Below are 21,680 nucleotides of genomic sequence, written 5' to 3'. Positions count from 1 at the left end.
CAAGGTTTCCTCCCCCTCAAGGTCCCTCGCGGCCCTCCTGCAGCCGCTCGACGCAACGGTAGCCGACGAAGCATTGCCGCTCGTCGCGGGTGGCCTCGTAATCGGGCCGCGTCGTCTCCTCGATGGTGCAGAAGCCGCCGTCGCGCACGATCCGCAGGTAGGTGATCGGGCCGGTGCTCATCACCACGGCGCCTGCGCGGGCGACGAGGCCCGCGGCGGCGGCGCAGGTGAGCGCGCGGGTGTCGGGCCGTCCCCCGCCCCCGCTCGGCGCATCATCCTGCCCCGTCGCCGGCCCCTGCGCCCGGGCCGGGTGGGCGAGGCAGGCGAGCGTCAGGGCGAGGGCGAGCCGGCGCCGGGCGGCGGGTGCGGTCACCGCAGCTCCTCGTGCCAGGTCCGCCCGTCGCGCTCGATCAGGGCGATGGCGGCGGTGGGGCCCCAGCTGCCGGCCGGGTAGGCGCGCGGCGGCTCGCGGCGGTCGGCCCAGGCCTTGAGCAGGCTGTCGGCCCAGGCCCAGGCGACCTCGACCTCGTCGCGGCGCATGAACAGGGTGGCGTTGCCGCGCACCACGTCCATCAGCAGGCGCTCGTAGGCGTCGGGATAGCGCTGCTTGAAGGTCTCCTCGAACGAGATGTCAAGGTTGGTCGGCCGCAGGCGCATGCCGCCGGGGCCGGGATCCTTGGTCATCACCTCGAGCTTCATGCCTTCCTGCGGCTGCAGGCGGATGACGAGGCGGTTGGGCTCGCGCCCGAACGATTCCTCCGGGAAGATCGAGAACGGCGCGGCGCGGAACTGCACCACGATCTCGGACAGCTTCTGCGGCAGCCGCTTGCCGGTGCGCAGGTAGAACGGCACGCCGGCCCAGCGCCAGGACTGGACCTCGACCTTGCAGGCGACGAAGGTCTCGGTGCGGCTGTCGTGCCCGAGCTCGTTGAGGTAGCCCTCCACCGGCTTGCCGTCGACGGCGCCCTGGACGTACTGGCCGCGCACCGTCACGTGCTGCACGTCGCCCGCGGTGATCGGCTTGAGGGCGCGCAGCACCTTCAGCTTCTCGTCGCGCACCGAGTTGGCGTCGAGGTTGAGCGGGCTCTCCATCGCGGTGAGGCAGAGCAGCTGCAGGATGTGGTTCTGCAGCATGTCGCGCAGGGCGCCGGACGTGTCGTAGTAGCCGGCCCGGCCCTCGACCCCGACGGTCTCGGCCACCGTGATCTGGACGTGGTCGATGACGTCGGCCGTCCAGAGCCGGTCGAAGATCGTGTTGGCGAAGCGCAGCGCCAGCAGGTTCTGCACCGTCTCCTTGCCGAGGTAGTGGTCGATCCGGAAGATCTGCTCCTCGGGAAACACCTCGCCGACCGCGTCGTTGATCGCGCGGGCCGAGGTCAGGTCCTTGCCGATCGGCTTCTCGAGCACGACGCGGGATTTCGGGCCGACGAGGCCGAACTTGGCGAGGTTCCGGCAGATCGAGCCGTAGAGGTCGGGCGAGGTGGCGAGGTAGAACGGGCGCACCTGGTCCGGCCGCTCGTCGAGCTTGGCCACGAGCTCGGTCCAGCCGTCGTCGCCGGCGCCGTCGACCGCGACGTAGTCGAGATGGTCGAGGAAGGCGGCGAGCGTCTCCGGGTCGAGGTCGTCGGGGGCCACGAAGCGCTTCAGCGCGTCCTGCGTGCGGGCGCGGAACGCCTCGACCGCGAGCTCGGAGCGCGAGGCGCCGATGATCCGGGAGGTGGCCGGGATCTGGCCGTCCTTGTAGCGGTGGTACAGGGCCGGCAGCAGCTTGCGGGTGGTGAGGTCGCCGGTCGCGCCGAACACGACGTAGTCGAAGGAGGCGACGGGAATGATGGTGGCCAAGGGCTGCTCCCGGTTCGATGCGGCGGCGTGGCGGTCCGCCGGCGGGCGGCTCGCGCCGCCGGCCCGATCACACCCCGCGGCTTAGGCCTTTGCAATTGCTTCGCCAAGGTTCGCGACGGCTTCGCCGAGGAGCGGCCGAGAGGGGCGGCCGAGAAGGGCGGCGAAGCGGCGGGCGGGGACGGATGCGGCGGGTCCGGTGCCGTTAAGCACGTCGCTTAGCGAGATCTTCAAATGGGACCATCATCCTCACGATGTCGCCGCCGGTCTTCGCGCGGTCGCACGCGGGTCTCCGGGAGGTCGGTCCGACCATGCAGCAGGGTTACGAGCGGTTCGATCGCGACGCGGACTGGGAGGACGCGCGGCCCCGCCGCCGGAGCGCGATCGGGCGGGTGTTCGGGCTGCTCAAGCTCGTGCTGTTCCTCGCCCCGATCGCGCTGTTCGCGGCGAGCTACTTCGTGACCGATTGCGGGTCGCGCTCGGGCGGCGGCCTCGGCCAGCTGCTCAAGGCCGGCGCCTGCGCCCGCAACGAGATGCTGAACCGCGCCCTGTCCCTGCCGGACGACCTCGGTACCCTGCGCCGCGCGATGAACTGACCGCGCACCGCGCACGGGACGGCCTCGGACGAGGCGACGCCCCCCGAGACACCCGCCCCGACGACGCGACCCGCGCCGCCCGCCCTTTCGAACGAGCCGACCATGCACGCCCCGCCCCCCGGAACCGACGCGCAGCCCACCCTCACCGAGGCGGAGGCGGCCCGCGCCCGCCTCGACCGGATCGCCCGCACCGCGCAGGAGCCGGTGCGCCCGACGCCCGAGGGGGCCCGCGCCGCGGACGCCCTGCGCCGGCGCCGGCACGGCGCGGGCCGGCGCGAGGGCTTCCGCCTCGGCTGGGGCGGCTGGCTCGTGGTCGAGCTCGTGGTCATCGCCGCCATCGCCGGCATCTACCTGGCCTGGCCGCCGACCGCCGCCTGCCGCGAGCAGGAGGCGACGTTGGGCTTCTTCGCCGGCGACACCCTCGGCAAATGCATCCGCCGCGGCGTCGCCGCCCGCATCGACGACGTCGACCAGCGCCTCAAGATGGCGGTGCGCCATTCGGGGCATTGACGCGCCCGAGGCTCCGCCTTCGCGGCACCCGGTCGCGGCTCACACGGGCAGCGGGCTGTCCGTTTTGACCTCCTCCATCACCGCGTAGGTGCGCGTCTCCTTCACGCCGGGCAGGTCGACCATGACCTGCCCGAGGAAGCGGCGGTAGGCGGCCATGTCCTTCACCCGGGCCTTGAGCAGGTAGTCGAAGCCGCCGGCCACCATGTGGCATTCCAGGATCTCCGGCACGCGGCGGACCTCCTGCGAGAAGCGGTCGAACACCGCGCCGGTGGTCTTGTCGAGCAGCACCTCGATGAACACCAGCAATCCCAGATCGAGCATCGCCGGATCGAGGCGGGCACCGTAGCCGGTGATGTAGCCCGCGCGGGTCAGCCGCTTCAGGCGCTCGGCCGTGGCGGTGGGCGAGAGCCTGAGCCGCTCGGCGAGGTCGACGGTGGCGATGCGCCCGTCCTGCTGCAGGATGCGCAGGATGGCGGCATCGGTCGAATCGGTGGTCTTCACGCGCAGAACGCCATTCCGATGGGGAATCCGCCGGTCTTCGACGCGACCCACAGATTTTAGCACCGCGCCGCCGCGGCTACAAAATGGTCCGTGCCCGGCCGGCGGCCGGCGGCCGGCGGCGGAGGGAGGCGGGGTCTGCCATGTCGATCGTGTCGTCGTCGATCGTGTCTTCCCCTCGGCCCGTCGTGCCCGCCCGCCCGTCCTTCGCGGATCTCGCCGACGACCTGCCCGCGTCGTCGCCGCTGCGCGCGGCGATCGTCGCGGCGCACCGGCGCCCGGAGGCGGCGTGCCTGGCGCCGCTCCTCGACCGCGCGCAGCTTCCGCCCGAGGCGGCGTCGCGCGTCGCGGCGACGGCGCGCAGCCTGGTCGCGGGCCTGCGGCAGACGGCGAAGCGGGGCGGCGTCGAGGGCCTGATCCACGAATACGACCTGTCGAGCCAGGAGGGCGTCGCCCTGATGTGCCTCGCCGAGGCCCTGCTGCGCATCCCGGACGCGGCGACCCGCGACGCGCTGATCCGCGACAAGATCGCCCCCGGCGACTGGCGGGCCCATCTCGGCCACAGCCCCTCGCCGTTCGTCAACGCGGCGACCTGGGGCCTGCTGGTGACCGGCAAGCTCACCGCGACGACGCGCGAGCGCGGCCTGTCCGCGGCCCTGACGCGCCTGATCGGGCGGGGCGGGGAGCCGTTGATCCGCCGGGGCGTGGACCTCGCCATGCGGTTGATGGGCGAGCAGTTCGTGATGGGCGAGACCATCGCCGAGGCCCTGCGCCGGGCGCGCCCCAACGAGGCGAAGGGGTTCGCCTATTCCTACGACATGCTCGGGGAGGCCGCGGCCACGGAAGCGGATGCCGCCCGCTACCAGGCCGCCTACGCGGCGGCGATCCATGCCATCGGACGGGAATCGGCCGGGCGGGGCGTCATCGGGGGGCCGGGCATCTCGATCAAGCTCTCGGCGCTGCACCCGCGCTACACGCGGACGAAGCGCGCCCGCGTGCTCGCGGAGCTGATCCCCCGGGCGAAGGCGCTGGCCGTGCTGGCCAGGGGGTACGGCATCGGCCTGAACATCGACGCCGAGGAGGCCGACCGGCTCGACCTCTCCCTCGACATCCTCGAGGCGCTGGCCACCGACCCGGACCTCGCGGCCTGGGACGGGCTCGGCTTCGTGATCCAGGCCTACGGCCGGCGCTGCCCCTTCGTCGTCGACTGGCTCGTCGACCTCGCCCGCCGGAGCGGCCGCCGCCTGATGGTCCGGCTGGTGAAGGGCGCCTACTGGGACGGCGAGATCAAGCGGGCGCAGGTCGAGGGGCTCTCCGACTTCCCGGTCTTCACCCGCAAGGCCCACACCGACGTGTCCTACCTCGCCTGCGCCCGGATGCTGCTGGCCGCGCCGGACGCGGTGTTCCCGCAATTCGCGACCCACAACGCGCAGACCGTGGCCAGCATCCTGGAGATGGCCGGCCCCGGCTTCCGGCCCGGCGACTACGAGTTCCAGTGCCTGCACGGAATGGGCGAGCCGCTCTACGCGGCGGTGGTCGGCCCGGGCGGGCTCGACCGGCCGTGCCGGATCTACGCCCCCGTCGGCACCCACGAGACCCTGCTCGCCTACCTCGTCCGCCGGCTCCTGGAGAACGGCGCGAACGCTTCCTTCGTCAACCGCATCGCCGACGCCTCCGTCTCGCCCGACGACCTCGTCGCCGATCCGGTCGCGACGGTGCGGGCGATGCGCCCGCCGGGGGCGCCGCACCCGCGGATCGCGGCCCCGCGCGACCTGTTCGGCGCCGGGCGGCCGAACGCGGCCGGGCTCGACCTGAACGACGAGGCCGTGCTCGCCCGGCTCGCCGCCGACCTGCCGGCGCGTGCCGCCGCGGATTGGGCCGCCGTCCCGTCCGGGCGCTCCGCCGCGGAGGCCCGCGACCCGGTCCTCAACCCTGCCGATCGCACCGACGTGGTGGGCCGCGTGCGCGCGGCGGAGCCCGCCGACATCGCCCGCGCCCTGGCGGCCGCAGCGGCGGCGGCCCCGGGCTGGGCGGCGACGGCGCCGGCCCTCCGCGCCGGCCTGCTCCGCGCCGCCGCGGACGCCTTCGAGGCGCGGATGCCGGTCCTGCTCGGCCTGATCGTGCGGGAGGCGGGCAAGTCCCTGGCGAACGCCGTCGCCGAGGTGCGGGAGGCGGTGGACTTCCTGCGCTACTATGCCGGCGAGGCCGAACGGGTCTGCGGCCCGGAGGCACGGCCCCTCGGCCCGGTCGCCTGCATCGCCCCCTGGAACTTCCCCCTCGCGATCTTCACCGGGCAGGTCGCGGCCGCCCTCGCGGCCGGAAACCCCGTGCTCGCCAAGCCGGCCGAGGAGACCCCGCTCGTCGCGGCCGAGGCGGTGCGGCTGCTGGGCGAGGCCGGGATCCCGGCAAGGGTGCTGCATCTCCTGCCCGGTGCGGGCGCGGTCGGCGCGGCGCTCGTCGGCGATGCCCGGGTCCAGGGCGTGATGTTCACCGGCTCGACCGCCGTCGCCCGCCTGATCCAGCGGACGCTGGCGGACCGCCTGACCGCGGACGGGCGGCCGGTGCCGCTCGTCGCCGAGACCGGGGGGCAGAACGCGATGATCGTGGATTCCTCCGCCCTGCCCGAGCAGGTGGTGGCGGACGTCCTCGCCTCCGCCTTCGATTCGGCCGGCCAGCGCTGCTCGGCCCTGCGCATCCTGTGCCTGCAGGAGGAGATCGCCGAGCGGACGCTCGCCATGCTGCACGGGGCCCTGCGCGAGCTCGCGGTGGGCGATCCCCGGCGCCTGTCCGTCGACGTCGGCCCGGTGATCACCGCCGAGGCGGCCGAAGGGATCTTCCGCCACATCGAGACGATGCGGAGCCGGGGCCACGCGATCACGCAAGGGGGCGAGAACCCGCAAGGGCGGAAGGATCCGGCCCTGGACGCGGGCAGCTTCGTGCCCCCGACGGTGATCGCGATCGACCGGGTCTCGGACGTGGAGGCCGAGGTGTTCGGACCGGTTCTCCACGTGCTCCGCTACCGGCGGGACGACCTCGATGCCCTCGTCGACGCAATCGACGCCACCGGCTACGGGCTGACCTTCGGCCTGCACACCCGCATCGAGGAGACGGTGACGCGCGTCCTCGACCGGATCGGGGCGGGCAACGTCTACGTCAACCGCAACACCATCGGCGCCGTCGTCGGCGTGCAGCCGTTCGGCGGCACGGGCCTGTCCGGCACGGGGCCGAAGGCCGGCGGGCCGCGCTACCTCCGCCGGCTGATGACGCGCCCGGCCCCGTCGTGTGGCGATGCCCCCGCCGACGCGGCCCGGTCCCCGGCCGAGGCGGTCGTCGATCCGGTCGCTCGGGCCTACATCGGCTGGCTCCGGCAGCGGGGCCACGCCGAGGTCGCGTCCCGGGTCGAGCGCGATCTCGCCCGGATGCCCGCGCTGACCGAATCGGTGCTGCCGGGCCCGGTCGGCGAGCGCAACAGCTACGGCCTCCGCCCGCGCGGCCCGATCGCGGCGCTCGCCTCGGACGAGGCGGGAACCCTGCGCCAGCTTGGCGCGATCCTGGCCACGGGCCAGCGCGCGGTGATCGCGGCGGAGCGGGCGTCGTCGGGCCTGCTCGACGGCCTGCCCGCGGCGGTCCTGCGGAGGATCGTCCCCGCCGAGGATCCCGCGGGCGCGCCCGGCCTCGGCGGGGTGCTGCACGCGGGCGGGCGGGCCGATCTCGCGGGGCTGGTCCGCCGGATCGCCGAGCGCGACGGGCCGATCCTCACGATCCTGTCGATCCCCACGGCCTCCGATCCGGAGGCGGGTTACGAGCTCTCGGACCTGTTCGCGGAACGGACGGTGTCGATCAACACGGCGGCGGCGGGCGGCAACGCCAGCCTGATGGCGCTCGACGCATGATCCCATGCGATCCGGCAGCGCCCGTGCCGGGATCGGCGCCGACGAAAAAGGCGCGCCTCTTGGCAGAGGTGCGCCCTGAGTTGGTTCCGGTCTCGTGAAGGAACCCGGGTGGGATACGGGGTCGGCGCGGCGCGGGCAAGGTCTGGTCGGCGATATGCCAGCAGTGTGGCCGTGTCATCGAAATGTAACTTGGGTTAAGCCGGAGCCGGAGCGCGGGCGGCCCGTCGCATGAAGGAACGAACCCATGGCATCGATGCAGGAGATCGCGGCGACGATGCGCAGCGTCGTCACGCCCGGGATGACGCCGAAGGCGATCCGCGCGGCCATCCGGGAGAAGCACCCGGAGGCGAGCAAGAAGGAGATCGTCCGCGCCGCGTTCTACGCCCTTGCCGAGGCCCCGGCCGCGGACGCGTCGGCGGACCTGCACGGCTTCGCCCTGTCCGAGCGCGGCGCCGACGAGGAGGCCGACGCGGTCGTGACGGTGCGCAAGCGCAAGCGGAAGAAGCACGCGCCCGCCGCGGCCGCGATCGCGCCGGCGCATTGAGGCCGAGGGCTGCGGGCCCTCCGAGGGGCGGGACCGTCGGGCCGACACGCGGTCTCGCGACGACGATGCGGCGCCGGCTCGCCCGTCCTCACGTCAGCATGGAGGTCAGCAGCGCGCGCAGCTGCGCCGGCTTGATCGGCTTGTGCACCAGCTCGGCGCCGAGGGCCGCCGCCTCGGCCGCGATCTCGGGGGCGTGGTCGGCGGTGGTGACGATGACAGGCAGCGGCGCGGTGCGCCCTTCCCGGAGCAGGGCGGCGACGTCGAGCCCGCGGGCGCCGTCGTCGAGGTGGTAGTCGAGGATCAGGATGTCGGGCGCGAGCGCGCCCGCACGCAGGGCGGCCGCGACGCCGGCGGGATCGCGGAAGGTGGCGACGCGCGCATCCCAGTTCCCGAGCAGCCGCTCGAGCGCGTCGGCGGTGGCGCCGTCGTTCTCGACCACGACGACGCGGGCGCCCGAGAGCCGCGTCGCCACCGGCCCGGGCCGCGCCGCGGGCTCGGACGCGGCCGGCACGGCGCTCGGGGGCAGGGTGAGCGACACCCGCGTGCCGCGCCCCGGGCGGGAGTCCAGCGCCAGCGGGTGGTCGAGCGCCAGCGCCAGGCGCCGCACGATCGAGAGCCCGAGGCCGAGGCCCGGCCCGTCGCCCTCGGCGGCGCGCGGCGGCGTCCCGGCGCCGTTCGCGCTGCCGCGGTAGAACTCGTCGAACACCAGCGCGTGCTCGTCGGCGGCGATGCCGCAGCCGGTATCGATCACGTCGACCCGGACCGTGCCGGCGCGGCGGCGCGCGACCAGGGCGACGCCGCCGGACGCGGTGTAGCGGATCGCGTTGGAGAGCAGGTTCTGCAGGATGCGCCGCAGCAGGATGCCGTCGCTCGACACCGCCAGCTCCGGGCTGCGCACCACCAGGCGCAGGCCCCTGCGCGCGGCGAACGGCGCGAAGCTCGCCGCCAGCCCCGCCAGCAGGTCGGGCAGCGGCACGGGCCGCACCTGCGGGTGGACGATGCCGGCATCGAGCTTGGAGATGTCGAGCAGGGTCTTGATCAGGTCCTCGATCGTCTGCAGGCCGCGCTCGACCTGGGCGCCGATCAGGCTCGCCTCGGGCCCGAGCGGCAGGTCGGCGAGCGCCGAGATCGAGAGGCGGGCGGCGTTCAGCGGCTGCAGCAGGTCGTGGCTGGCGGCGGCCAGGAACCGGGTCTTGGAGCGGTTGGCGGTCTCGGCCTCCTCCTTGGCCGCCACCAGCGCCTCGTTCGAGCGCTCGAGGCGGTGCATCAGCGCCGTCAGCTCCTCGGTGCGGGTGCGGACGCGGCCCTCCAGGGTGATCGCGGTCTGGAACAAAGCATAGGCGCCGCCGCGCTGGTCGGTGCTGCGCTCCACATGCGCCATCAGCGCGGCGTTGATCCGCTCGAGCTTGGCGATGCGCCGGCGCAGGGACGCCTCGCCCTCCAGACCGGCGTCGTGCAGGGTCACGGGAGCGCCGGCGGGGCGGGCGTCGCCTCCGCAGGCCCTTCGCTCGCAAGCCTCTCGTCCGCGGGCCTTTTGCCGATGGCGATGCCGGTCAACGTCTGGTTGAGGTGCATCGCCCGGTACTGCTCGCCGTAGGTCTCGAAGCCGACCATGTCGTAGCGCCGGTAGAGGTCGGCGATGCCCTGGCGCACCTGCCGGCTCTCGGCGTCGAGCCGGCGCAGCACGCATTCGAAGCCGATGATCAGGTCGACGCCGCCGAGCGCCCGGTCGAGCCGGGCGAGCTCCGCCCGGGTCGAGGCGACGATGTCGCGCGGCTCGGCCAGCGTCAGCACCACGCCCTCGTCGATGGCGCAGAAGAAGCTGAGGGAGCCGTCGGCGTTGAGCCGCCGGATCGAGCGGCAGAAGTATTCGCCGCCGACCTTCACCGCGAGCGGGTAGGCGGCGAAGCTCATCGGCGTCAGCCGCTCGGGGTCGAGCCCCACCGCCATGGCGTATTCGCGCGCGGCCGGCTCGGCGTTGAGCTCGTAGACGGTGCGCGACTCGCCGTCCGAGGCGGTCACCACGAACTTCACGTCGGTCGGCTCGAAGTTGTCGCTCTTGAAGATCTGCACCGGAAAGTCGCTCTCGACGAGGAGCAGCACGGCGGCGTTGCGGTGGATCGCGCCGCCGTGCAGCAGCACCGCGTCGCGGAAGGTGAGGTCGTCGCCGGCCGAGCCGCCGACCAGCGGGATGCCCTCCAGCGCCCAGGCGATGGCCGAGACCACGGTCTCCTCGGCGTTGGCGAGCCCGTCGATCAGCGAGAGCGCGAAGCAGCGGGTCGGCTGGGCGTGGTCGGGCCCGTGCGGCTCGAGCCGGCGGCGCAGCGCCCGCACCGCGCCCGCGGTGCGCTCGACGTCGAGGTGGTCGATCGCGTCGAGCACCGTCGAGACGATGCGGAAGCCGTGCGCCGGGAACGCGATCGCCACCAGGCCGCGGTCGAGCCCGCCGGCCGGGGCGATCCCGCCCGACATGGTGCAGCCGGAAATCTCGGCCCGCGGAAACGCCTCGGCCAGCCGCCGGCTCAGGTTTTCGGGGTCGTAGTCGGGGGAGAAGAACACCAGGAGCTGGGCCGCGTCGGCGCCGACCGCCCGCGCGATCTCGGCGACGGCCTCCCCGGCGGAGCCGCGCTCCGTCCACGCCGTCCTGATGCCGCACAGATGCGTGCGCATCTGCGTTCCCTGTGCCACGCCCCGCCCCCGATCGCCGTCGGCCCCCGGGTTGGTCCGCAGGCGGCACGCGCGAGTATGTGGCGGGCAACCGAAACGTGCAACCGGTGGCGGAATCGCGCCCGGCGCGGCCGGAATCCGCGCGGGCCGACGCGGGCATGCGGATCTCGCGGCATCGGAACGGCCGACCCACAAAAGGGTCGCTCCGCAACCGACGCGTCGGCGTGGCCGGGCGGCTACATAAATCGCGCGGCGGATGCGGCTAAACCGGGGCCATGCCCGGACGCCACCGCCTTCAGAACGTCATCGAGAGCGCCATCGACTTCGCCGTCATCGTCACCGACCCGGAGGGGGCGGTGACGGAGTGGAACGCGGGGGCGGAGACCATCTTCGGCTGGCCCCGCGAGGCGGTCGTCGGCGGGTCGTCGGCGCGCATCTTCACCGCGGAGGACCGGGCCGCGGGCTGCGTCGAGCGGGAGATGCGCGCCGCCCTCGCCGAGGGCCAGGCGAGCGACGAGCGCTGGCACCTGCGCCGGGACGGCAGCCGGTTCTGGGCCTCCGGCGCGCTGATGCCGCTGCGCGACGAGGACGGCGTCCACCAGGGCTACGTCAAGATCGTCCGCGACCGCACCCAGCAGCACGAGGCCGGCGAGCGCCTGCGCGCGACGCAGGACCGCTTCAGCACGCTCCTGGAGACCATCGAGACCGCCTTCGCCATCGTCGAGGTGCGGTTCGAGGGCGAGCGCCCGGTCGATTACCGCTTCATCGAGGCGAACCCGGCCTTCGAGCGCCAGGCCGGGGTGAACCTGCGCGGCAAGTGGGTCACCGAGTTCGCGCCCGACCTGGAGCGGTTCTGGTTCGAGACCTACGGCCGCGTCGCCTGGACCGGGGAGCCGGCGACGTTCGAGAGCTATGCGGAGGCGTTCGCGCGCTGGTTCGACGTGCGCGCCGTGCGGGTCGGGGATCCGGCCGAGCGGCAGATCGCGATCTTCTTCAACGACGTCACCGAGCGCAAGTGCGCGGAGGAGCGCCTGCGCGTCAGCGAGACCCTGGCGCGCGAGAATGCCGAGCGGGTGCAGCTCGCCCTCGAGGCCGGCGCGATCATCGGGACCTGGCACTGGGACCTGCCGACCGACCGGTTCACCGTCGACGAGGCCTTCGCCCGCAGCTTCGGCCTCGACCCGGCGCTCGGCCGCACCGGCATCCCGCTCGCCCAGATCGTCGCCACCGTCCACCCCGACGACCAGGTCGGCCTGGCCGCGGCGATCGACGCGGCGATCCGGAAGGGCGGCGCCTACGCGCACCAGTACCGCGTGCGCCGGACGGACGGGCGCTACTACTGGATCGAGGCCAACGGCCGGGTCGAGTGGGCCGAGGACGGCACCCCGTCGAGCTTCCCCGGCGTTCTGATCGACGTCGAGGAGCGCCGCGCCGTGCAGGCGGAGCGCGACCGGGCGGCGGCGGCGCTGCGCGCCCTCAACGAGACCTTGGAGCAGCGCGTCGCCGAGCGGACGGCCGAGCTGATGCAGACCGAGGCGGCCTTGCGGCAATCGCAGAAGATGGAGGCGGTGGGCCAGCTCACCGGCGGCCTGGCGCACGACTTCAACAACCTGCTGGCCGGCATCTCCGGCGCGATGGAGCTGATGCAGAGCCGGATCGGCCAGGGCCGGTTCGACGACCTCGAGCGCTACATGGGCGTGGCGCAGGGGGCGGCCCGCCGCGCGGCCGCGCTGACCCACCGCCTGCTCGCCTTCTCGCGCCGGCAGACGCTGACGCCGAAGCCGACCGACGTGAACGGGCTGATCGGCGGGATGGAGGAGCTGATCCGCCGGACCATCGGCCCCGAGATCGCGCTGGAGCGGGTCGGCGCGGCGGACCTGTGGCCGGCGCTGATCGATCCGGGCCAGCTCGAGAACGCGCTGCTGAACCTCTGCATCAACGCCCGCGACGCGATGCCGAACGGCGGCCGCATCGCCATCGAGACCGCCAACTCCCGGCTGGACCGGGCGGCCGCGGCCGCGCACGACATCCCCGAGGGCGAGTATCTCGCGGTGTGCGTGACCGACACCGGCACCGGCATGCCGCCCGAGGTGGTGGCCCGGGTGTTCGAGCCGTTCTTCACCACGAAGCCGATGGGCCAGGGGACGGGCCTCGGCCTGTCGATGATCCACGGCTTCGCCCGGCAATCGGGCGGGCAGGTGCGGATCCGGTCCGAGCCCGGCCGGGGCACCGCCGTCTGCCTGTACATGCCGCGCCACCACGGCGAGGCCGACGGCGACGACGGGGCGCCCGTCCCCGCCGAGGCCGCCCGGGCCGAGCAGGGCGAGACGGTGCTGATCGTCGACGACGAGCCCTCGGTGCGCATGCTGGTCACCGAGGTGCTGGAGGATCTCGGCTACACCGCGATCGAGGCGGCCGACGGCGTCGCCGGCCTGGCGGTGCTGCAGTCGGACATGCGCATCGACCTGCTCGTCACCGACGTCGGCCTGCCCGGCGGCATGAACGGCCGCCAGATGGCGGACGCGGCCCGCGTCGGCCGGCCCGACCTCAAGGTGCTGTTCATCACCGGCTACGCCGAGACCGCGATCCTCGGCCACGGCCACCTCGACCCCGGCATGGAGGTTCTGACCAAGCCCTTCCCGATGGACGCCCTCGCCACCCGCCTCAAGGCGCTGATCGCCGGGCGGTAGGGGCTCTGCCGGCGATCCGAGGGGCTGCGACCCTTTGCGGACGCTGGAAAGGTCCGCTCGGGGCGGATCGGCGCGCGCAAGGCAACGCAACGCTTTGATCAGGTTCTTGAGGCAGTCTTGCCGCCTATCGAGACCGATAAGCCAAGAGGCCGGACGAGAACGATGCGGATTGTATCAGGCGGCGACGAGGAAGCCAGGACGATCCAGCTGTCGGAAGTGCTGGGTGCCTTGAGCCACGCCCTCGACCTGACGGAAGGTCAGCCCGTCGGGCATTGCGTGCGCGCGACCTGGATCGGCTTCCACATCGGCCGCGAGATGGGCCTCCCGGACTTGCAGCTCTGGGAACTCTACCACACGGTGATGCTGAAGGATCTCGGGTGCTCCAGCAACGCCGCGCGCATCTGCGAGCTCTATCTGTCCGACGATCTCAGCTTCAAACGCGACTTCAAGACGGTGAGCGACAGCCTGCCGAAGGTGCTCGGCTTCGTCTTCTCTCATACCGGCCTCAAGGCCGGCCTCGCCGAACGCTTCCGTGCCGTGCTCAACATCCTGCAGAACGGCGGAGCGATCACCGACGAACTGATCCAAACCCGCTGCCAGCGCGGTGCCCAGATCGCCCGGCAGCTTCGCTTCCCCGCGAGCGTTTGCGAGGCCATCCACGCGCTGGACGAGCACTGGAACGGCGGCGGCAGACCGGACCGCCTGGTCGGCCCGGGGATCCCGCTCTACGCACGGATGGCGTTGCTCGCTCAGGTCGTGGACGTGTTCCACACCGCAGCCGGCCCCGCGGCCGCGATGGCCGAGGTGCGGGCGCGCTCGGGCACATGGTTCGATCCTCAGATCGTCGCCTGCTTCGAAGCGGCCGCATCCGAGCCCGGCTTCTGGGATACCCTGGCCTCGGATGAGGTCGAGGAGGCGGTGTTCGCGTTGGCACCGGTCAGCCCGATCGTCGTTGATGAGGACTACCTCGACGACATCGCCCGTGCCTTCGCGCAGATCATCGACGCCAAGAGCCCGTTCACCTCCGGCCATTCGGAGCGGGTTGCCGTCTACGCCGACATGATCGCGGCCGAGCTTGGCTACACGTCGGAGCGCCGCCGCTGGCTGAAGCGGGCTGCGCTGCTTCACGACGTCGGCAAGCTCGGGGTCTCGAACGCGATCCTCGACAAGAACGGCAAGCTGGATGACGCGGAGTGGCGGGACATGCGCAATCACGCGTCCCTCTCCGAGACCATCCTGACCCGCGCGGCCGTGTTCCATGAGATGGCCCGCATCGGTGGCGGACACCACGAACGGCTGGACGGGAAGGGCTATCCGCGCGGCTTGAGCGGCGACGCGATCGAGCCCGAGACCCGCATCGTCTCGGTCGCCGACGTGTTCGACGCGCTGACAGCCGACCGGCCCTACCGGGCGGCCATGTCGATCGAGAAGGCGCTCGGCATCATGCGCGCGGATCTCGGCACTGCGTTCGACCCGATCTGCTTCGCGGCGCTGGAGCGTGCGCTCGCCTCGATCGAGGGCGATCTTGCGCGGGCGGCTTGAGCCGAGCCGCCTCTCGGTGAACCCTCCGACTACCGGATCAGGATCATCTTGGAGGCCCTGCCGTCGGCACGAGGTGACGCGTCTCCCGACGCCGAGACGATGAGCGTGCGCACCACCCAACCGCAGGCGGGCGAACCCAAGGCCCGGAGGAAAAGCCAATTGAGGCCGCGGGTCAGCATGATCTGAGCTTTCTGATGTTGGCTTGCGCTGAAGGCGTCGACTGAAAAACCTGTCCTCCGCCCTGTGAGTTCATCATGCAGCATCCGGCAGGACAGGGTGATAGCAAAGTCGATCGCATTTGATGCAACCGGAAGTACAACTTCTAGGAGTGCAAGTCTTCGATCGCGCTGACCGTCCGGAACGCCGCCTTCGTCGGCTTTCGAAAACCACCGACGTCGGCGTCGAGGGCATGGTCGGGTCCGACTCCGGACGTCTGCTTCCGGGGAAAACGCCAGGGGCCGCTTTCCATCCGATCCGGTCGCAGAGCGGACCGGCCGATCTCGGCCCGTGCCGGCCGTGCGGACAAGCATCCGCCGGTGTCGGAAGCCGCCGTCATCGAGCGGCTTGGCCATTCCGCCTCGGGGCTGGGAGGCGGCCCGGGCCGGCGGTCGGAGGTTCGGCAGCGTGCGCCCGCGCGCCGCCGCGATGACGTCGGGCGCGGGGATGTCGACCCATGCGCCACCGCCGGTGTCGGCGCCCGCTTCGAGCCAGTCGCCCACGATCCGGTAGCCGAGGGTGTAGCCGAGCCAGCGCGGATACCGTCCTGCCCCGAAGAACCAGGCGCGGTGGTCGTGCCCGGCGCCCGCGAGCGTCGCGTCGTCGGGCAGGTTGGCCGCGAGTTCCGCGTCGGTCACGGCGCATTCCCACGGCTCGGGCGGCGAATCGAACAGGCGGCCGACGAACCGCCCCGCCAAGCCCTCGCTCACGAGGGCCTCGCCCAGCGTCCAGCCGTAGCCGGGCCCGGCCATGCGCATGCCGTGGTGCGCCTCGTGCGCGACGGTCCGGCGCAGATCCCCGTCACGCAGCGCGCGGGCGAAGTTGGGGTTGCCGGGGTCGAGGGTGAGGGAGAACAGGCCGGGGCGCACCGCCTGTCCCGTCGTGCCGGTCTCCGGAATCACCGCGCCGGGCAGGCGCTGCCGATCGCGTCGCCACGAACCGCCCTTCGACCGGCAGCCCAGGCCGGCGCCCGGACCGCACGGTCCCGACGCGACCCGCCGGCCGTGCGGCCCCGTCGCCCGGCGCGCCCGCGCGCGGTGTGCGCCCCGTCACCGCGTCGTCCCGGGCCGCCGCCTAAGCTAGGCCGGATGAGCATCAGCATCCACGACGTCAGCGTCCCGGTCTTCGTCCACGCGCTTGCCAACATGAGCGCGTGGCTCGACAAGGCGGCGGCGGAGAAGCCGGAGGCCGACCTGCTCGGCCGGCGGCTGGCTCCGGACATGAAGCCGTTGCCGGCCCAGTATCAGATGGCGTCCGACAGCGCGAAGAACGCGGTGGCCCGGCTCGCCGGGATCGCGGCGCCCGCGATGCCCGACGTCGAGGCGAGCTTCGCCGAGCTCAAGGCGCGCTGCGCCCGGACGATCGCCTTCGTCGAGGGCGTCGATCCGGCGGCTCTGGCCCTCGGTGCGGAGCGCGCGGTGGAGCTGACGTTCCCGAACGGCATGGGATACCGCTTCAGCGGGCAGGGCTACCTCACCGGCTTCGCGCTTCCGAACTTCTTCTTCCACGTCACCACGGCCTACGGCATCCTGCGGGCCGCCGGGGTGAGCCTCGGCAAGCCGGATTTCCTGCAGCATCTCGGGCCGCCGACCCTCCACGCCGCGACGTAGCCGCGCGGGCTCCCCGGCCCGGACCCGATCCCCGGGAGCGGGGAAGCGCGGGAGCGCGCCAACGCCTGTGACGATGTCGCCCGGGCCGTTTCGGGGCGGCGCGTGAGCCTTCGCGCCGCCGGCGCGTTCACGGCCCGTGTCCGCATCCGAACGGGAGCCCCGATGTCGAGCCTGGCCGAGCGAAAGGCGCGCCTGATCGTCCACGGCGATCGGCCCTACAACGCCGAGCCGCCGCTCGCCCGGTTGCGGGCCGCCTACCGGACCCCGGCGGAGGACTTCTACGTCCGCTCGCACGGCGACCTGCCGGACCTCGACCCCGACACCTGGCGCCTCGCCGTCGAGGGCGGAGACGGTGCCGCGCGGGCGCTTTCGCTGCACGACCTGCGGACCCGCTTCCCGGAGGTCACGGTCACGGCGACGCTGCAGTGCGCCGGCAACCGGCGCGCCGACATGCGGGCGGTCGCCCCGGTCTCGGGCGACCCGTGGGATGCCGGGGCGATCGGCACGGCCGCGTGGACGGGCGTGCGCCTCGGCGACCTCCTGCGCGCGGCGGGCGTCACCGAGGGCGCCGATCTCCACGTGGCCTTCGAGAGCCACGACCGGGTGGACGGCCGCCCGTACGGCGCCTCGATCCCGCTCGCCAAGGCGATGGCGCCCGAGACCCTGCTCGCCTACGCCATGAACGGGGAAGCCCTGCTGCCCGAGCACGGCTTCCCGGTCCGCGCGGTGGTGCCGGGATTCGCCGGCGTGCGCAGCCCCAAATGGCTCCGGCGCCTCGCCGTGCAGGATCGCCCGTCCGACAACCCGATCCAGGCCGAGGATTACAAGCTGTACCCGCCCGATGTCGGCGCCGAGACGGCGGACCCGGCCCGGGGGCACACCATCGACACGATGCCGCTGAACGCCGCGATCTGCGAGCCGGAGCGCGGCGCCGCCCTCCGCGCCGGTCGCACCAGGGTTCGCGGCTACGCGGTGAGCGGCGACCGGGCCATCGTGCGCGTCGACGTCTCCGGCAACGGCGGCCGGTCCTGGCGGCAGGCCGACCTGGAGCACGCGGCCGGCGCGCCGTTCGCCTGGACGTTCTGGGCGGTGGAGCTCGATCTGCCGCCGGGCGAGCACGAGCTCGCGGTCCGCGCCTGGGACGCCGCCGGCCAGACGCAGCCGGCGCTGCCGGACGACACCTGGAACCACAAGGGCTACCTCTGCGCCTGCTGGCACCGCGTGCGGGTGAGCGTCACCGCAGCGCGCATCGATGGCGCGATCCCCGCGGCGCACGACTGATACCGGGTCTCATAGGTCAGGACCCATGAGGTCCGGCGGACGACCGCCGCCCCGCAGTCGCGGGGGCCAAGGCTCGATGCGTCACGCTCGGCGAGGCTTGGCATGAGGCGGGTCGCGAGCCGGCGGGCGCGCGACGGCCGCTCCCGAGGCGTCCGCCCCACGGGCATCCACCGGCGGCAAGTCCCCTCCGCGGCTCGGTGTCGGCCCGACCCGTGACGCGGTCGTGGCGCGGACTACCGCGCCTCCGGAGCGTCGCTTCCCTCGATCAGCCGGGCGTACTCGGTCTCGGCCAAGCCGTAGCCGTCCCCCGCCACATCGAGCAGACGCTCGCGGTCGATGATCTGGACGTGGCCCCGGCGCTTGCCGACGAGGCCGTCCTTCTCGAGAACCTTCATCGCCATCGTCACGCCGGGCCGTTCGACGCCCAGCATCAGCGACATGAACTCCTGCGTGACCGTGATGTCGTCGCCCTCGCCGCGATCGTGGCACATCAGCAGCCAACGGGCGAGGCGGGTCGGCGTACCGCCGCGGGCGTTCGCGAACGCGGTCTGCGCGGTCTGGATGGTTTGGGTCTGGATGTATCGGTGCAGGAGGCTCCGTAGGGCGGGGCGTCGCTCCACTTCGGCGCGCAGGTCGGGCACATCGACCGTCAAGACGTGCCCGGCCGCCTGCACGAAGTGGGTGAACGGGCTGCGGTCGTCGTCGAGCAGGACCGGGGCGGCCCCGACCAAGCCTTCGCGGCCGAGCAGCCCGATCTCGATGCGGCCGCTGGGCGCATCGGAGGTGACGGAGACAATGCCCGCCTCCACGAAGTGGACGCTCGTGATCTGCGTGTTGGCCGAGATGAGCACGCGCCGGAGCGGGATCGCCTCGGGACGCAGCGCAGGCGCCAGGGCGGCGAAGTCCTCCGGAGGCAGCGCGCGCAGGAGGCGGTTGCGCAGGGCGGCCTGCTGGAGATCTGCCACGTGTGCTCTCGCGTTGCGGGCAAGAGCACACGCTGTCCCTCAATCGTCAGCGCCCTGAAACGAGCCGACCACCGAGAATACATGGTGCGCGATACATAGATCAGCAATCGCTCCAAGCCGTACCATGGACATTAATCAGGTGGAATTCCCGGATAAATCGTCATATTTTTACTTATCGAGCGTGATCCGATTCTCCATCCAAGGGAGGGGTGCCGAGCAATCCGCGTGATCTTACTGCTTCTCCGCCCGCAGCATTTCGCGGGCGAACGCGAACACCGCGTCGCGCCCTTTCGGCGATTTGATCGCCAGCCAAGTCTGGATGAGCAGCGAGGCATCCTTCGGGTAGCCGGCGTTGGACTGCTCGAAGAATGAGTCTGGGGAGCAGCCGAGCATCAGCGCGAGCTGAGCGAGCGTCTCGGAACCGCTGACTTCAGGGGCCATGTCGGTCCCCTTAGGTGTCGGCATATCCATCCTATTCCCTCGTGTATCCGTCTCTAGCTCGACAGGAATGCATCTTAGCATTGCAGAGGGGGTAGTAAAATCGTAAATAATGTACAAAAATAGAGAACGGCACAGCTCTGTAAAAATTTTACATTTTATCTTCCCGTGCAGGAAGGAAATGCTTGTGGATCACACGCCTGATCTGAAAGCGGTCGCCGACGCGGTCATGGCCGCGCATGCCGTCATCGACGAGCACGGCACGCACGAGATGAAGACGATGAGTCGGATGCTCCTGTTCACGGTCGGCAAGGCGATCGCCCAGCGCAGCCGGCCTGCGCGCGAACCGCAAGATCTCCGAGGCGACGAGGTCGGGTGACCTCGGGGCGAATCGCGGCGTCGGAACGAGGCGATGTCCCGATCGCGTTCCGCATTCGATGGGGCGACGCGTGCGATCCGGCCCAGGGCTTCCGGTCGTCTCGCCGGCGACCGCTGCGCGAAGGCATGCCGCGCCGGCCTTCGCCTAGGCCGGCGCGCGCGGGCGCGGTAGGCTCGCGGCGTTCCGCCGTCGCGAGCCCTGAGGACCCCGCATGCGCCTCGATCCTGCCCTGGCCGCCCGCATCGCGGCTTCCGTCGCGGACGGGTTCGCCGACCAGGTCGCCCACACCCAGGCGCTGGTGCGGTTCGGCTCGACCCGCGGCGCCGAGCACGCGATCCAGGATTTCGTGTTCCGCGGCTTCCGCGCGCGCGGCTACGCCACCGAGCGGTTCGGCATCGACGCCGCCGCGGTCGAGGCCCATCCCGGCGGCGCCAAGGTCGCGGCCGGGCATTCCGAGGCGCCGGTGGTGGTCGGCATCCACCGGCCGCGGGACGAGCGCGGGCGCTCGCTGATCCTCCAGGCCCATGTCGACGTGGTGCCCCCCGGGCCGCTCGATCTGTGGACGCACCCGCCCTTCGATCCGGTGATCGCCGGCGACTGGATGTACGGGCGCGGCGCCGCCGACATGAAGGCGGGGCACGCGGCCAACCTGTTTGCCCTCGACGCCCTGCGCCGCATCGGCCTGCAGCCGGCCGCCACCGTGACGATCCAGTCGGTGGTCGAGGAGGAATCCACCGGCAACGGCGCGCTCGCGGCGCACCTGCGCGGCTACCGCGCCGACGCGGTGCTGATCCCCGAGCCGATGGACGAGGCCCTGGTGCGGGCCAACACCGGCGTGCTGTGGTTCACGGTCGAGGTGCGCGGGCGCCCGGTGCACGTGCGCGAGATGGGGGCCGGCGCCAACGCCATCGACGCGACCTACCGGGTGATCGGCGCCCTGCGCGCGGTCGAGGCGCGCTGGAACGCCGACCGGGCCGGCCGGCCGCACTTCGCCGAGGCCGAGCACCCGATCAACCTCAATATCGGCCGGATCGAGGGCGGCGACTGGATCTCCTCGGTGCCGGCCTGGTGCCGCATCGGCTGCCGGATCGCGCTCTATCCCGGCCTCCGCGCGGCCGACGCCGCCGCCGAGATCGAGGCGGCGGTCGGCGCCTTCGCCCGCACCGACCCGTTCCTGTCGGGCACGCCGCCGCGGGTGAGCTTCGACGGCTTCTTCGCCGAGGGCTACGTGCTGGAGCCGGGCTCGGACGCCGAGAACGTGCTCGCCGCCGCCCACCGCGCGGCGGTCGGGACGGCGCTCACGAGCGTCATGTCGCCCTGCTACCTCGATACCCGGGTGCACGCCCTCTACGAGCGGGTGCCGGCCTTGTGCTACGGCCCGCGGAGCGAGAACATCCACGGCTTCGACGAGCGCGTCAGCCTCGCCTCGGTCCGGCGCATCACCACGGCGATGGCGCTGTTCGTGGCCGAATGGTGCGGGACCGAGCCGGCCTGATCCCGCCCGGTCAGGCGGCGCGCACGGTGGCGAGGAAGCGCCCGACCTCGGCGGCGAGGTGCTCGGACTGGCGCGACAGCTCGGACGCCGCGCTGAGCACCTGGGTCGCGGCCGCCCCGGTCTCCTCGGCGGCGCCGGCGACGCCGGTGATGTTGCTGGTCACCTCGGCCGCGCCCATCGCCGCCTGGCCGACGTTGCGCACGATCTCCTGGGTCGCCGCGCCCTGCTCCTCGACCGCCGCCGCGATCGCGGTGGCCACCGCGTTGATCTCGCGGATGCGCCCGGTCATCCCGCCGATCGAGGCGACCGCCTGACCGCTCGAGGCCTGGATCTGCGCGATCTGGCCCGAGATCTCGCTCGTCGCCTTGGCGGTCTGCTCGGCCAGGGCCTTCACCTCGGAGGCCACCACGGCAAAACCCTTGCCGGCCGCGCCGGCGCGGGCCGCCTCGATCGTGGCCTTTCGGGCCAACCGGTTGGTCTGGCCGGCGATGTCCGAGATCAGCCCGACCACGGCGCC

19 protein-coding genes are annotated in these 21,680 nt (G+C 72.6%); 10 read left to right on the top strand and 9 right to left on the bottom strand.

The features are described from left to right. Positions 1 to 16 precede the first annotated feature (16 nt). Together MKK70_RS11780 and zwf are read right to left on the bottom strand one after the other, a co-directional pair. Positions 17 to 373 carry a hypothetical protein gene (locus MKK70_RS11780; protein ID WP_243937208.1) on the bottom strand — a complete coding sequence of 119 codons (357 nt, stop codon included), beginning with the start codon at positions 371 to 373 and terminating at the stop codon, positions 17 to 19. After that, on the bottom strand, positions 370 to 1,842 hold the full coding sequence (gene zwf / locus MKK70_RS11775; RefSeq protein ID WP_147844613.1) for a glucose-6-phosphate dehydrogenase: 1,473 nt from the start codon (positions 1,840 to 1,842) through the stop codon (positions 370 to 372). Before zwf ends, MKK70_RS11780 begins: the two co-directional genes overlap by 4 nt. A 308-nt stretch (positions 1,843 to 2,150) precedes the next feature. Here zwf and MKK70_RS11770 point away from each other — a divergent pair, with 308 nt between their 5' ends. Both MKK70_RS11770 and MKK70_RS11765 read left to right on the top strand, forming a co-directional pair. Further along, positions 2,151 to 2,435 carry a hypothetical protein gene (locus tag MKK70_RS11770; protein WP_243947887.1) on the top strand — a complete coding sequence of 95 codons (285 nt, stop codon included), beginning with the start codon at positions 2,151 to 2,153 and terminating at the stop codon, positions 2,433 to 2,435. 102 nt (positions 2,436 to 2,537) lie between these two features. Next, positions 2,538 to 2,945: a hypothetical protein gene (locus MKK70_RS11765; protein ID WP_243947886.1), complete on the top strand. Its 408-nt coding sequence runs from the start codon at positions 2,538 to 2,540 to the stop codon at positions 2,943 to 2,945. 39 nt (positions 2,946 to 2,984) lie between these two features. On the opposite strand, the gene MKK70_RS11760 is transcribed toward MKK70_RS11765, so the two are convergent. Continuing rightward, positions 2,985 to 3,446, bottom strand: a complete 462-nt coding sequence (locus tag MKK70_RS11760) for an Lrp/AsnC ligand binding domain-containing protein (RefSeq protein ID WP_243937212.1) — start codon at positions 3,444 to 3,446, stop codon at positions 2,985 to 2,987. Positions 3,447 to 3,586: 140 nt separating this feature from the next. Here MKK70_RS11760 and putA point away from each other — a divergent pair, with 140 nt between their 5' ends. Next, a complete protein-coding gene (putA, locus tag MKK70_RS11755) occupies positions 3,587 to 7,336 on the top strand; it encodes a trifunctional transcriptional regulator/proline dehydrogenase/L-glutamate gamma-semialdehyde dehydrogenase (protein WP_243947885.1) in 3,750 nt (1,249 codons plus the stop codon). Between the two features lie 244 nt (positions 7,337 to 7,580). Next, positions 7,581 to 7,880, top strand: coding sequence for a hypothetical protein (locus tag MKK70_RS11750; RefSeq protein ID WP_243947884.1), 300 nt, complete (start codon positions 7,581 to 7,583; stop codon positions 7,878 to 7,880). An 88-nt stretch (positions 7,881 to 7,968) separates the two neighbouring features. Here MKK70_RS11750 and MKK70_RS11745 read toward each other — a convergent pair whose 3' ends face one another. Both MKK70_RS11745 and MKK70_RS11740 read right to left on the bottom strand, forming a co-directional pair. Further along, positions 7,969 to 9,345 carry a hybrid sensor histidine kinase/response regulator gene (locus MKK70_RS11745; protein ID WP_243947883.1) on the bottom strand — a complete coding sequence of 459 codons (1,377 nt, stop codon included), beginning with the start codon at positions 9,343 to 9,345 and terminating at the stop codon, positions 7,969 to 7,971. Next, entirely contained in the window at positions 9,342 to 10,550 is a 1,209-nt protein-coding gene (locus MKK70_RS11740) for an FIST N-terminal domain-containing protein (protein ID WP_243947882.1), read from the bottom strand. The genes MKK70_RS11745 and MKK70_RS11740 overlap by 4 nt, the downstream gene beginning before the upstream one ends. A gap of 272 nt (positions 10,551 to 10,822) precedes the next feature. Between MKK70_RS11740 and MKK70_RS11735 the strand changes: the two genes are divergently transcribed. Both MKK70_RS11735 and MKK70_RS11730 read left to right on the top strand, forming a co-directional pair. After that, entirely contained in the window at positions 10,823 to 13,237 is a 2,415-nt protein-coding gene (locus MKK70_RS11735) for a PAS domain S-box protein (RefSeq protein ID WP_243947881.1), read from the top strand. A gap of 162 nt (positions 13,238 to 13,399) precedes the next feature. Then, the gene (locus tag MKK70_RS11730) at positions 13,400 to 14,779 is read left to right on the top strand and encodes an HD-GYP domain-containing protein (RefSeq protein ID WP_243947880.1); all 1,380 of its coding nucleotides are present in this window, start codon (positions 13,400 to 13,402) and stop codon (positions 14,777 to 14,779) included. Between the two features lie 29 nt (positions 14,780 to 14,808). Here the strand turns inward: MKK70_RS11730 and MKK70_RS11725 are convergent, their stop codons facing one another. Further along, positions 14,809 to 15,897: a DUF2268 domain-containing putative Zn-dependent protease gene (locus tag MKK70_RS11725; RefSeq protein WP_313899088.1), complete on the bottom strand. Its 1,089-nt coding sequence runs from the start codon at positions 15,895 to 15,897 to the stop codon at positions 14,809 to 14,811. A gap of 186 nt (positions 15,898 to 16,083) precedes the next feature. Between MKK70_RS11725 and MKK70_RS11720 the strand changes: the two genes are divergently transcribed. Both MKK70_RS11720 and MKK70_RS11715 read left to right on the top strand, forming a co-directional pair. Beyond that, positions 16,084 to 16,605, top strand: a complete 522-nt coding sequence (locus MKK70_RS11720; protein WP_243947878.1) for a DUF1993 family protein — start codon at positions 16,084 to 16,086, stop codon at positions 16,603 to 16,605. Positions 16,606 to 16,767: 162 nt separating this feature from the next. Further along, positions 16,768 to 17,886: a molybdopterin-dependent oxidoreductase gene (locus MKK70_RS11715; RefSeq protein ID WP_243947877.1), complete on the top strand. Its 1,119-nt coding sequence runs from the start codon at positions 16,768 to 16,770 to the stop codon at positions 17,884 to 17,886. Between the two features lie 233 nt (positions 17,887 to 18,119). Here MKK70_RS11715 and MKK70_RS11710 read toward each other — a convergent pair whose 3' ends face one another. Together MKK70_RS11710 and MKK70_RS11705 are read right to left on the bottom strand one after the other, a co-directional pair. Next, entirely contained in the window at positions 18,120 to 18,851 is a 732-nt protein-coding gene (locus MKK70_RS11710) for a Crp/Fnr family transcriptional regulator (protein WP_147727311.1), read from the bottom strand. Positions 18,852 to 19,082: 231 nt separating this feature from the next. Then, entirely contained in the window at positions 19,083 to 19,292 is a 210-nt protein-coding gene (locus MKK70_RS11705) for a hypothetical protein (protein WP_243937249.1), read from the bottom strand. Positions 19,293 to 19,518: 226 nt separating this feature from the next. Between MKK70_RS11705 and MKK70_RS11700 the strand changes: the two genes are divergently transcribed. Together MKK70_RS11700 and MKK70_RS11695 are read left to right on the top strand one after the other, a co-directional pair. Further along, positions 19,519 to 19,668 (top strand): hypothetical protein, encoded by a 150-nt coding sequence (locus MKK70_RS11700; protein WP_243947870.1) that lies wholly within the window; start codon positions 19,519 to 19,521, stop codon positions 19,666 to 19,668. Positions 19,669 to 19,879: 211 nt separating this feature from the next. After that, positions 19,880 to 21,163, top strand: coding sequence for an ArgE/DapE family deacylase (locus MKK70_RS11695; RefSeq protein WP_147843007.1), 1,284 nt, complete (start codon positions 19,880 to 19,882; stop codon positions 21,161 to 21,163). Between the two features lie 10 nt (positions 21,164 to 21,173). On the opposite strand, the gene MKK70_RS11690 is transcribed toward MKK70_RS11695, so the two are convergent. Then, positions 21,174 to 21,680 (bottom strand): methyl-accepting chemotaxis protein (locus tag MKK70_RS11690; RefSeq protein WP_243947868.1); only part of this gene is annotated, 507 nt, incomplete at its 5' end.

Origin of the sequence: Methylobacterium sp. E-041 (assembly GCF_022829665.1) — a bacterium.
In the GTDB taxonomy this organism is placed as follows: Bacteria; Pseudomonadota; Alphaproteobacteria; order Rhizobiales; family Beijerinckiaceae; genus Methylobacterium.
The sequence above is the reverse complement of the archived record's forward strand: the minus strand, read 5'-3'. Positions and strand labels throughout refer to the sequence as shown.